Annotated in this window: 9 protein-coding genes and 1 pseudogene; 6 read left to right on the top strand and 4 right to left on the bottom strand. The window is 32.0% G+C overall.

The genetic code is table 11. From position 1 onward, the window contains the following. The 3 genes and pseudogenes from V5787_RS04830 to htpG form a co-directional block, all read right to left on the bottom strand. Nucleotides 1-126, bottom strand: a 126-nt coding sequence (locus tag V5787_RS04830) for a transposase (RefSeq protein WP_336891419.1), incomplete at its 3' end; no start/stop codon positions are given. 48 nt (nt 127-174) lie between these two features. Continuing rightward, nucleotides 175-297, bottom strand: a pseudogene (locus V5787_RS04835) (DUF4268 domain-containing protein); the annotation flags it as partial. A 201-nt stretch (nt 298-498) separates the two neighbouring features. Further along, nucleotides 499-2,388, bottom strand: a complete 1,890-nt coding sequence (htpG, locus tag V5787_RS04840; RefSeq protein WP_336892139.1) for a molecular chaperone HtpG — start codon at nt 2,386-2,388, stop codon at nt 499-501. A 353-nt stretch (nt 2,389-2,741) separates the two neighbouring features. On the opposite strand from htpG, the gene rpmH reads away from it, so the two are divergent. The 3 genes from rpmH (at nt 2,742) to V5787_RS04855 (ending at nt 7,390) form a co-directional block, all read left to right on the top strand. Further along, the gene (gene rpmH / locus V5787_RS04845) at nt 2,742-2,903 is read left to right on the top strand and encodes a 50S ribosomal protein L34 (protein ID WP_336892140.1); all 162 of its coding nucleotides are present in this window, start codon (nt 2,742-2,744) and stop codon (nt 2,901-2,903) included. Between the two features lie 129 nt (nt 2,904-3,032). Beyond that, nucleotides 3,033-5,888 (top strand): carbamoyl-phosphate synthase large subunit, encoded by a 2,856-nt coding sequence (gene carB, locus V5787_RS04850; RefSeq protein ID WP_336892141.1) that lies wholly within the window; start codon nt 3,033-3,035, stop codon nt 5,886-5,888. Nucleotides 5,889-6,211: 323 nt separating this feature from the next. After that, nucleotides 6,212-7,390, top strand: coding sequence for a GlmU family protein (locus V5787_RS04855; protein ID WP_336892142.1), 1,179 nt, complete (start codon nt 6,212-6,214; stop codon nt 7,388-7,390). A gap of 128 nt (nt 7,391-7,518) precedes the next feature. On the opposite strand, the gene V5787_RS04860 is transcribed toward V5787_RS04855, so the two are convergent. Beyond that, the gene (locus tag V5787_RS04860; protein WP_336892143.1) at nt 7,519-7,929 is read right to left on the bottom strand and encodes a DUF1573 domain-containing protein; all 411 of its coding nucleotides are present in this window, start codon (nt 7,927-7,929) and stop codon (nt 7,519-7,521) included. Nucleotides 7,930-8,094: 165 nt separating this feature from the next. Here V5787_RS04860 and V5787_RS04865 point away from each other — a divergent pair, with 165 nt between their 5' ends. From V5787_RS04865 to V5787_RS04875, 3 genes are read left to right on the top strand one after another with little or no spacing between them, the layout of a single operon-like run. Then, nucleotides 8,095-10,722, top strand: a complete 2,628-nt coding sequence (locus V5787_RS04865) for a valine--tRNA ligase (RefSeq protein ID WP_336892144.1) — start codon at nt 8,095-8,097, stop codon at nt 10,720-10,722. A gap of 58 nt (nt 10,723-10,780) precedes the next feature. Next, nucleotides 10,781-11,935 (top strand): SAM-dependent methyltransferase, encoded by a 1,155-nt coding sequence (locus V5787_RS04870; protein WP_336892145.1) that lies wholly within the window; start codon nt 10,781-10,783, stop codon nt 11,933-11,935. Continuing rightward, nucleotides 11,935-12,399 carry a tRNA (cytidine(34)-2'-O)-methyltransferase gene (locus V5787_RS04875; protein ID WP_336892146.1) on the top strand — a complete coding sequence of 155 codons (465 nt, stop codon included), beginning with the start codon at nt 11,935-11,937 and terminating at the stop codon, nt 12,397-12,399. Before V5787_RS04870 ends, V5787_RS04875 begins: the two co-directional genes overlap by 1 nt. Nucleotides 12,400-12,892: the final 493 nt, after the last annotated feature.

Here is a 12,892-nt window from a genome sequence, read left to right on the forward strand (position 1 = left end):
GCCACAACATTTACTACATATAAAACCTTCAGACCATTTTATTTTGGCTAAATAAGCCTTACAAGCTTCATCATTTGGTAGTTCTTTTATAAAACTCAGTATATTTTGACCTTGAAAAACATCCATATCTGTTATAGTTAATGACACTAAGATACAGAAACTAAATGACTAACTCAGAAACTTAAAACTAAATCCTTTTATTTTAGTATTGTATAAAAGCCATTTTCTAGGAAATGATTTCCCGTAGCTTGTCCAAAAATATTTTCTTAAAATCGCAGCTTCTTCTTTGCTAAACATGGTGTTTTGTTTTCGAACTGTAAAAATAGATAAAATGTGACGAGTAATTATAAGTAGTTTTTTTATTTATTTGAAAGTTCTGTTTCACTATATGTTGGATAGACTTGTTGTGACTCGGCATTGTGTTTCTTTTTTTCTAATAAAAAAATCCCACCTACAATTTAAGTAGATGGGATTTATGTTTGTAATATCTCGTGATTCTTACTTGATCATTTGGTAACTACGTTTGATAAAGTTTGTTAAGTCTTCTCCATGTAATAGGTTCTGAGATAATTTTGCTAAATCAAATGCTTGACCAATCAGTTCTTTTTGAACAGCTTCGTCTTTGTTGTCAAGAATTTCTTTGATCAGATCGTTATTGGTATTTACAACAAGATTGTACATTTCTGGCATGTTTTCCATTCCGAACATTCCACCACCTCCAGACTTGCTCATTTCTTTCATTCTTCTCATGAATTCAGGAACTGTAATGCTAAAAGGGTTTGCTTTAGAATCTAATGATTCTAATTGAACGGTATAGTTTTCTTTAGGAACGTTTGCTTCAATGATTGGTTTTAAAGTCTCTTTTTCCTTATCAGTTAACTTGCTAATTTTTTCTTCATCCTTTTTGATAAGATTGTCAATATGATCAGAATCTACACGAGTAAATTTTAATTTCTCATTGCTCGCTTCAATTTTTTGAATCAAGTGAGAAACGATAGGAGAGTCTAGTAGCAATACCTCATATCCTTTTTCCTTAGCTTCTTGAATATATCCGTGCTGTGCTTCTTTGTTAGCTGCGTATAAAACAATCGTGTTTCCGTCTTTGTCTGTTTGTGCTGCTTTTATTTTTTCTTGTAACTCATCAATTGTAAAGTAAGTATCATCTACAGTAGGGAATAAAGAAAATTTCTTTGCTTTGTCATAGAACTTATCATCAGATAACATTCCGTATTCAATAATTACCTTGATGTCATTCCATTTTTTCTCGAAATCCTCACGATTGTTTTTAAATAATGACGTTAATTTATCAGCGATTTTTTTAGTGATGTAACCAGAAATCTTTTTTACTGCTCCATCTGCTTGTAAATAAGAACGAGAAACATTTAAAGGAATATCTGGTGAATCGATAACACCTTTTAACATTTGTAAGAAATCAGGTACAATTCCTTCTACATTGTCGGTAATGAATACTTGATTTTGGTACAATTGAATCTTATCCTTTTGGATATCCATACTTGGACTCAATTTTGGAAAGTATAAGATTCCAGTTAAGTTAAAGGGATAATCAACATTTAAATGTATGTTGAATAAAGGTTCTTCAAATTGCGAAGGATATAATTCTCTATAGAAATTGTTATAATCATCAGCTTTTAAATCAGCAGGTTTTTTTGTCCAAGCAGGATTTACATTATTGATAATATTGTCTACAGTAATTTTTTCAGGAGTTGCATCTTTTTCAGCGTCTTGAGGTAGTGGTAACGTTTTTTCTTTTGTTCCAAATTTGATTGGAATTTGGTTAAAACGGTTGTACTTATTCAGTAGCTCGTTGATTTTTGAATCTTCTAAAAAGTCGAGTGAATCGTCTGAAATATACAAAACAACCTCAGAACCTCTTTCTTCTTTTTCTATAGATTCAATTTCATAGTTAGGAGAACCATCACAACTCCATTTAACTGCAGCAGCATCATTGTAAGATTTGGTAATAATTTCTACCTTATCGGCAACCATAAAAGCAGAATAAAACCCTAAACCAAAATGACCAATTATTCCTGAGTCCTCTACTTTATCTTTGTATTTGTCAATAAACTCTTCGGCTCCAGAAAAAGCAATCTGGTTGATGTATTTTTCAATTTCTTCTTCATTCATTCCAATTCCTTGGTCAATAATGCGAAGTGTCTTTTTTTCTTTGTCAACGATTACTTCTACAATAGGATTTCCATACTCTTGGTCACCTGCTTCACCCATAGTAACAAGGTGTTTCATTTTAGTAGTCGCATCTGTTGCATTTGAAATAAGTTCACGTAAAAAAATTTCGTGATCAGAATACAAGAATTTTTTAATCAATGGGAAGATATTCTCAACCGAAACATTAATATTTCCTTTAGCCATAATTATATGTTTTAATTGTTATTACAATAGTTATGATTTTGACTAGTCAAAAAAAATACCAAAAATGATATTCTGACTACAAGACAGTTTAATGTGACAAAATGACAGTTGTAAAAAAACTTGAATTCCTTTGATGGTTTCTAGAGAGAACAATATGTATTTGATTTAAATCTATTATTATTAGAGGATTAAGTGTTTTTGATTTCGTGTTTTGTATATGGATAGTATTTTTTTTGTTTTTTTGTGTAAAACAACTTGCCATACATAAAAGGTTTTGTATATTTGCCCACGCTTTTAGCGGAAGGTTTTGTGCCGAAGCTATGATTAATAAAAAAGATTTAAAAATATAAGTAATGCCGAAAAGAACATTCCAACCATCAAAGAGAAAAAGAAGAAATAAACACGGTTTTAGAGAAAGAATGGCTTCAGCTAATGGACGTAAGGTTTTAGCTAGAAGAAGAGCTAAAGGAAGAAAGAGATTGTCAGTTTCATCTTCTCCAAGACCAAAGAAATAGTGAATATTTTATTCATATAAATTAGGTGTTACTATTTGTTAGTAACACCTTTTTTTTGAATTATCTATAAATATGTAAGTTTTAAATTCAAAGGTATTGATTACCTTTTCGTTATATAAATAATTTAGGATGCCAAAAAACACAAAAATCAAGTCGGTTTTAATTATAGGTTCTGGTCCAATTGTAATTGGGCAAGCGTGTGAATTTGATTATTCAGGTTCTCAATCTATTCGATCATTAAAAGAAGAAGGTATTGAGGTAACATTAATCAACTCTAACCCTGCAACAATTATGACAGATCCGTCGTTAGCGGACAATGTCTATTTGAAGCCTCTGACGACAAAATCAATTAGAGAAATTCTAATAGCTCATCCTAATATTGATGCTGTTTTACCAACGATGGGAGGTCAAACAGGATTGAATTTATGTATTGAATCTGATGAAAAAGGCATTTGGGAAGAGTATGGTATTGAAATGATTGGTGTTGATATAAACGCAATCAACGTAACAGAAGATAGAGAGAAATTTCGTGAATTGATGTTGGAAATTGGAGTTCCAATGGCGCCTCAAGCAACTGCTACATCGTTTTTAAAAGGAAAAGAAATTGCTCAGGAATTTGGATTTCCTTTGGTGATTAGAGCTTCTTATACTTTAGGAGGTGCGGGTGCATCCATTGTGTACAAAGAAGAAGACTTCGACGATTTATTATCATCGGGTTTGGAAATTTCTCCTATCCACGAGGTAATGATTGACAAAGCGATGATGGGATGGAAAGAATACGAACTTGAATTGTTGCGCGATTCAAATGACAATGTTGTAATTGTTTGTTCTATTGAAAATATGGATCCTATGGGGATTCATACAGGAGATTCTATCACTGTGGCTCCAGCAATGACACTAAGTGATTCTACCTTTCAGAAAATGCGTGATATGTCAATTCATATGATGCGTTCTATTGGTGATTTTGAAGGAGGATGTAATGTTCAGTTTGCCGTTTCTCCAGATGAAAAAGAAGATATTATTGCGATTGAAATCAATCCAAGAGTATCTCGTTCTTCTGCTTTGGCATCTAAAGCAACAGGATATCCTATTGCAAAAATAGCTACCAAACTAGCTTTAGGTTATAATTTAGATGAACTAAACAACCAAGTAACAGGTAATACATCTGCATTATTTGAACCTACCTTGGATTACGTAATAGTGAAAATTCCTCGTTTTAACTTTGATAAATTTGAAGGTTGTAATAGAGTTTTAGGTTTGCAAATGAAATCTGTTGGTGAAGTAATGGGAATTGGACGTTCGTTTCAAGAGGCATTGCACAAAGCAACACAGTCATTGGAAATTAAACGGAATGGTTTAGGCGCTGATGGTAAAGAAGAAACTCATTATGATACGATTATTTCAAAGTTGACTTACGCGTCTTGGGATAGGGTTTTTATTATTTATGATGCGATAAAAGCAGGTATCTCTTTAAGTAAAATTCACGATATCACAAAAATTGATATGTGGTATTTGAAACAATATGAAGAGTTGTATTCTTTAGAAAAGGAAATAACATCGTATAAATTAGATACGTTGTCTAAAGAATTGTTGTTAGAAGCAAAACAAAAAGGTTACGGAGATAGACAAATAGCTCATATGTTGGGTTGTTTGGAGTCTGAAGTTTATAAAAAACGTGAAAAATTAAATATCAACAGGGTATATAAATTAGTAGATACTTGTGCTGCTGAGTTTACTGCAAGTACTCCATATTACTATTCTACGTTTGAAAATACGATGACTACAGTTGATGGAAAAACTTTTTCAGCAAATGAGTCTATTGTAACGGATAAAAAGAAAGTTGTTGTTTTAGGATCTGGACCTAATAGAATTGGGCAAGGAATTGAATTTGATTACTGTTGTGTACACGGTGTTTTAGCCGCTAAAGAAGTAGGTTATGAAACAATCATGATCAATTGTAATCCAGAGACTGTTTCTACAGATTTTGATACGGCAGATAAATTATACTTTGAGCCTGTATTTTGGGAACATATCTATGACATTATTCGTCATGAAAAACCAGAAGGAGTGATTGTACAATTGGGTGGGCAGACTGCTTTAAAATTAGCAGAAAAATTAGATGCTTATGGTATTAAAATCATGGGAACTAGTTTTGAAGCCTTGGATTTAGCGGAAGATAGAGGTCGTTTTTCTGAGTTGTTAACCGAATTAGAAATTCCTTTCCCACAGTTTGGTACAGCGACAAATGCTGATGAAGCTTTAGAAATTGCAGATCAATTGGACTTCCCAATTTTAGTTCGTCCATCTTATGTATTAGGAGGTCAAGGAATGAAAATTGTTATCAATAAAGAAGAATTAGAAGAGCATGTAGTAAGTTTATTACGTTCTATTCCTGGAAATAAATTATTGTTAGATCATTATTTAGAAGGTGCTATTGAAGCGGAAGCTGACGCCATTTGTGATGCTGACGGGAATGTTTATATCATTGGAATTATGGAACATATTGAGCCTTGTGGCGTTCACTCTGGAGATTCTAACGCAACATTGCCTCCTTTTAATTTAGGAGAGTTTGTGATGGATCAGATTAAAGAGCATACCAAGAATATTGCTATAGCTTTAAAAACTGTTGGATTGATGAATATTCAGTTTGGAATTAAAAATGATATCGTTTATATTATCGAAGCAAATCCAAGAGCATCTCGTACGGTTCCTTTTATAGCAAAAGCATATGGAGAGCCTTATGTAAATTATGCTACAAAAGTGATGTTAGGAGTAAATAAAGTTACAGACTTTACTTTCAATCCTCAATTAGAAGGATATGCGATTAAACAACCGGTATTCTCTTTTGATAAGTTTCCAAATGTAGATAAAAAACTAGGACCAGAGATGAAGTCTACTGGCGAGAGTATTTTGTTTATTGATGACCTAAAAGACGATACATTCTATGAATTGTACTCTAGAAGAAAAATGTATTTGAATAAATAAAAACGAATTGCTTTAGATATAAAAAGAAGGTTTTCCATTTTGGAAAGCCTTTTTTGTTGTGAATTCTCAATAAATTCCGTGTGATATCAGTTTTATTTTAAATGTTAAAATGGTATAAGTATTACTGTGAAATTTTTCGGATTTTCTTTTGTGATGATATATTTTTGGTTTGTTACTTGAATTTGTAATATCTAATAAACATTATAAATGTGATTGGTTTTTATGAAAACAGGGGCGCTGTTAGTCTACATAGGGAGATTGATTGTATAATTTAGGGTAATACATTCGAGTCAAATTGATATCTTTGTGGAAATGAAAAGCCTATGAATTACATACTTTTTGATGGAGCGTCTCGTGATCGTCTTTTGCCGTTTACCTATACTCGTCCTGTGGCAGAAATTAGAATTGGAATTCTTACAATAAAAGAAAAATGGGAGAAAATGCTAGGTGTTACTGTAACATATCTAACAGAAGAGTATTTACAGGATAAATTTCCAATCGTAGAATTTGAAGAAAATGTTTATATCGATGCCTCAGTGATTCCAAATGAAAAACTGATAGAGGAGATTCAATTTTTGTCAAAAAATCAAGCAGTAGTTTTTAAAGATCAGGTGATTGTTTTTTATGCATCTCAGTTTCAAGATGAAGTAGATTTTGACGATTATGAGTTGATTGAGTTTGAAAATGAAGTAGTTAAAATTGAAAAAAGCATCGATATTTTTTCTAAAAACGCCAAAGTTATTGTTTCGGATTATAACTTACTCACACAGGATAGAATATCAGAAACTATTTCTGGGACTAATCAAATCTTGGGAATAGAGAATGTTTTTATAGAAAAAGGCGCAGTGGTGGAGTTTGTTACAATCAATGCTATTGAAGGACCTGTTTATATTGGTAAGGATGCATTGGTAATGGAAGGTAGTATGCTGCGAGGACCTATCTCAATTGGTAAAAATTCCGTTGTGAAAATGGGGACAAAAATTTATGGAGGAACTACAGTAGGGCCTAAATGTACGGTAGGAGGAGAAATTAAAAACGTGGTGTTTTTTGGGTATTCTAATAAAGGGCATGAGGGTTATTTGGGGAATTCGGTAATAGGAGAGTTGTGTAATTTTGGAGCGAATACAAATTGTTCTAATATGAAAAATAACCACAGTACAGTAAAGGTTTGGGATTATGAAGAATGTGGTTTTGTAGATTCTAACAGACAGTTTTGCGGTTTGTTTTTAGGAGATTATTCTAAGCTGGGAATTAATACGATGCTCAATACTGGGACTGTAGTGGGAATATCAACAAGTATTTTTGGTGCTGGTTTTCCTCCTAAGTTTATACCTTCTTTTAGTTGGGGAGTTGTAAATTCTAAGACCACTTATATCTTGGAAAAATCGATAAACGATGCAAAAAAAATGTGTGCTTTCAAAAATATAGAATTAGACGAAAAAGAGATAGAGATACTGAAAGAGGTATTTGAAATTTCTAGGAATTTTAGACAGGAATTTTAAAGCATAAAAAAACCTTTCAACAGAAAGGTTTTTTTATGTGAGTTATTATATCAATTTTGTTTTTATGTGAAATAGGAATAAAAAGAAACGATTTAATACGTCATTTAAATGTTAAAATGATATTATCTCTATTCGGTAAGTTTCAATACCTCTCCTTTAATTCTTAAAACTTTTTTTGGCTCATTTGCATTAGAAGTAAGTGTAATCGTTTTCGAAAATCTACCGACTCTACTTGTAGCATATTTTACTTTTATTTCTCCAGAGTCTCCTGGCATAATCGGTTCTTTGTTATATGTAGGAACCGTACATCCACAACTTCCTTTTGCGTTGGTAATAATTAATGGACTGTTACCCGTATTAACAAATTTAAAAACACGGTTTCCATCAGTGTTTTTATTTATTTTTCCATAATCAATTACTTCCTCTTCAAATTTAAAATTAGGAGTATCGGTATCAAAGTCTTCAGTTGGCTCAGCTGTCTGTGCACTTATTGAAAACGCTGATATAAATAACGTAATAGCAATTAATATTTTTTTCATAATTTTAGTGTTTTACAATTACAAATGTAAACATATTTTTGAGCTTACAAAATAATAGGTTTGTTAACTTTTTAGTTAAAATAGATAATTGTACTTTTGCCATCACTAAAAAAAGTCGTTGTGACTTTTACAAAAAGCAGATAATTAATTACAACTCATTTCTAGATGATTCCAAATAAATACAACCCAGAAAACGTAGAAGATAAATGGTATAGCTATTGGATGGAGAATGGATATTTTCATTCAATTCCTAATGAAAAAGAGGCTTATACAATTGTCATTCCTCCACCAAATGTTACTGGAGTTTTACATATGGGACATATGTTGAACAATACCATTCAGGATGTTTTAATTCGTCGTGCTCGTTTAAAAGGTTTTAATGCTTGTTGGGTGCCAGGAACTGATCATGCGTCTATCGCTACAGAAGCTAAAGTAGTTGCAAAATTAAAAGAAGAAGGAATCAATAAGGAGGATCTAACTCGTGATGAATTTTTAAAACATGCTTGGGAATGGACTGATAAACACGGGGGGCTAATTTTAGAGCAATTAAAGAAATTAGGAGCTTCTTGTGATTGGGATCGTACGGCGTTTACTTTAGATAATAATTTAAGTGAATCCGTTTCTAAAGTATTTGTCGATTTATTTAAAAAAGGATTGATTTATCGTGGATATAGAATGGTAAACTGGGATCCTGAAGCAAAAACAACCTTGTCTGATGAAGAGGTAGAATTTGTTGAAAAGCAGGGTAACTTATTTTATATCAACTATCAAATTGAAGGATCTGAAGAAACAATTACTATTGCCACTACACGACCTGAAACTTTGTTAGGAGATACAGCCATTTGTATCAATCCAACAGATGAGCGTTTTTCTCATTTAAAAGGAAAGAAAGTAATTGTACCTATTTGTAATAGAGTAATTCCTATTATTGAGGATGAATATGTTGATTTAGAATTTGGTACAGGTTGTTTAAAAATTACACCTGCTCATGATCAAAACGATAAACTAATTGGAGAAAAACACGGCTTAGAAGTAATAGATATTTTAAATGACGACGGTTCTTTAAACTCTTTAGGGTTGCATTATGAAGGAAAAGATCGTTTTGTAGTAAGAAAAGAGATAGCAAAGGAATTAGAAGCGTCTGGGGCATTAGTGAAAACGGAAAAACATCTGCATAAAGTTGGTATTTCGGAAAGAACAAAAGCTGTTATTGAGCCTAAAACTTCTGTACAATGGTTCCTTAAAATGGAAGATATTGTAAAACCAGCCTTAGATGCGGTTTTAAAAGATGAGGATATTAAATTTTATCCAAAACATTATAATAGTACTTATAAATACTGGTTAGAAAACATTCGTGATTGGAATATTTCTCGTCAGTTATGGTGGGGACACCAAATACCTGCTTATTTCTACGGGGAAGGTTTGGAAGATTATGTAGTTGCAGAATCTAAAGAAGAAGCATTAGAAAAAGCCAAAACAGTTACGGGAAATACTACTTTAAAGTTAGACGACCTCAAACAGGATCCAGATGCTTTGGATACTTGGTTCTCTTCTTGGTTATGGCCGATATCGCTGTTTGACGGAATTAATAACCCTGATAATGAAGAGTTTAAATATTATTACCCAACAAATGATTTGGTTACAGGTCCAGATATTATTTTCTTTTGGGTGGCTCGTATGATATTTGCTGGGTATGAATTTGCCGATGCAAAACCATTTAGTAATGTTTATTTTACTGGTATCGTAAGAGACAAGCAACGCAGAAAAATGTCTAAATCCCTTGGGAACTCGCCGGATCCAATTAAGTTAATGAAAAAATACGGTGCAGATGGAGTTCGAACAGGCTTGTTGTTAAGTGCTGCCGCAGGAAACGATTTGTTATTTGATGAAGACCTATGTGAACAAGGACGTAATTTTTCAAGTAAAGTGTGGAATGCTTTCCGTTTGATAAATGGTTGGAAAGTTTCTGAAACTATAGATCAGCCAGAATCGTCTAAAATAGCGATCGCTTGGTATACAGCTAAATTTCAAAAAGCATTGGTTGAAATAGAAAAATCTTTTGAGCAATATAGAATTTCTGAAGCTTTGATGACGATTTATAAGTTGATTTATGATGATTTTTCTTCTTGGTTCTTAGAGATGGTTAAACCTGGTTACCAACAACCTATTGATGTGATTACATACAAAGCAGCCATCGTTTGTTTAGAAGATAACTTGAAGGTTTTACATCCTTATATGCCTTTCTTAACGGAAGAAATTTGGCAGTTTATTGCTAAAAGAACTCCAGAGCAGGCTTTAATTATTTCTGAATATCCAGAATTGGTTTCTTTTGATGAAAAAATTATTACTGATTTTGAATTTGCTTCTGAAGTGATTTCTGGGATTAGAAAAATCAGAAAAGATAAAAATATCAGTTTTAAAGAGACTATCGAAATATTTGTATTGGATAATGAAAAAGTGAGTGAAACTTTTAATACAGTAATTGAAAAATTAGGAAATACATCAAAAATTGAAAATATAGAAGCTGCTGTAGACGGTGCTTTGAGTTTTAGAATAAAATCGAATGAATATTTTATTCCAGTTTCGGGTGCTATTAATGTAGAAGAGGAAATCGCTAAGTTAACAGAAGAGTTAAAATATACGAAAGGGTTTTTAAAATCTGTTCAGAAAAAATTAAGCAATGAGCGTTTTGTAAACAATGCACCAGAAAAGGTAATTGTGATAGAACGTAATAAAGAAGCAGATGCTTTGGCAAAAATAGAAACATTAAAAGCTAGTTTGGCAACTTTATAGAAATTGACAATTTTACAACACAGTTAAACAATTACTCTATTTAAACAATCATACTATTATGAGTACATTTAATACCTTTTCAGAAGTAATACAAACAAGTATCACCACTGATGATTTTGTAAAAATCACCTTAAGTAAACCTTTGCGTAAAAACGATGGACTAAGAAATGTTTATGTTCGTTTGGTATTGATTCAAGAAGAAGTGAAAATGTCTTTTACCTATCACTATAAAACAAATGATCAAGTAAAAAATTACGGAGTTGCGGAAGGCATTGAAGTATTACAAGAATTTTTATTAACAATATTTAGAACTGCAGTTGTTTTTACTTTAAAAGAAGATTTACAGGTTTTTGTTTCAAAAAATAAAGTTGTTTCCTATAGAAACGGAGCTCCTAGTTTTACAAATAAACCTCCAGTTTCTCATGATAAGCCAAAAGAGAGAAGAGCAGATATGGGAGCGTATCTTCGTTTTTTAGGTGTAACAGATGCTGAGAATAATGTGATACCTAAAATGGCAGATAAGTTTCGCCAAATTAACAAATACCTTGAAATTATGGAAGGGTTAATTTCAAATGCGAAATTACCTAAACATATTCAAATTGTTGATATGGGCTCAGGTAAAGGTTATTTAACCTTTGCTTTGTATGATTATTTAGTTGTACAAAGAAAAATGGATGTCACTATCACAGGAATTGAGTTACGTCAAGAATTGGTTGATTATTGTAATGGTGTTGCTGAGAAATGTGAGTTTGAAAACTTAAAATTTGAATGTAAACCAATTCAAGAATACTCAAATAAAAAAATTGATATTTTAATTGCCTTACACGCCTGTGATACTGCTACCGATGATGCAATTACCAAAGGTATTGTTGCCAAAGCGGGCTTGATAGTTTGTGCGCCTTGTTGCCATAAACAAATTCGTCAATCATTAAAAGGCAAGGAACAAGAGAATCCAATTTTAAGATATGGTATTTTTAAGGAGCGCCAGTATGAAATGGTAACCGATACCATTCGTGCTTTGATTTTAGAGAAAAGACATTATCAAACAAAAATATTTGAATTCGTTTCTAATGAACATACACGTAAAAATGTGATGTTGGTAGCTACAAAATCAAATAAAGAGATTGATGAAAAAGCACTAAATAAAAAGATCGAAGGAATTAAAGATGCTTATGGTATTGACGAACATTATTTAGAGACTCAGATTCATTAATGAAAAAAATTAATTTTAATATTGTTTTGGTAAATCCTCAAATTCCAAATAATACTGGGAATATTGGGCGTTTGTGTGTGGGGAGTTTAAGTCGATTGCATTTGGTAAAACCTTTGGGCTTTGAAATAACTGACAGTAGAGTAAAACGTGCTGGATTGGATTATTGGAGTGATTTAGATTTAACGTATCATAATAATTTCGAGGAGTTGGTTTCTAGTATTCCGAATATGCCTCGTGTTTTCTTTTTTACAACACGTGCAAAACAAACGTATTACGATATAAATTATCAAGAGGGAGATTGGCTTGTTTTTGGTAGAGAAGCTGATGGTTTGCCTCAAGAAGTTATAGATACTTATACAAATCAATGTGTAAAAATTCCGTTTTCTGGAAAAGTAAGAAGTTTTAATTTAGGAAATGCAGTGGCAATGGCTTTGGGAGAAGGATTGCGTCAACTTGATTTATAATAAGATTACAATCCCGTCCTAAAGGCATATAAAAAAGCAAAAAACAGAGAGCGAATTTAAAGTATCTCAAATTATGTATTATACTGATATAGGTTGCCCTTTTTTTGTTGTTACCGCAAAGTTATTTCCAATTTTTTTTATGGCTTTTTAGTTAGCCAAACAAATTAGAATAACTTTTCTACGAGTTCTCAAGTTAGTAAAAAAATCAAATATTTTTTATTTCTTTTATAAGATTTGTATTCAATATTAGGGTTTAAGTGTACATCATTAGGTTTTCTAAGGTTTAGACTAAAGTGTGGTCTCAAACCTCCATTCAATAACTTAAGACCGTTGCAAGGTACATGACAAAAATAAAGATCCAAACTTAGGTTTTATATCATTGTTTGTTAGCTTATTAAGGCGTATATTTAAGTTGTGAAACTACAAATAACACCTACTTTTGCAGATAGCATTTGTGACTTACGTACAAGAAAGATAAAAGCTACATTTTTTA

The sequence above is a fragment of the Flavicella sp. genome (assembly GCF_037132785.1).
Lineage (GTDB): Bacteria > Bacteroidota > Bacteroidia > Flavobacteriales > Flavobacteriaceae > Flavicella.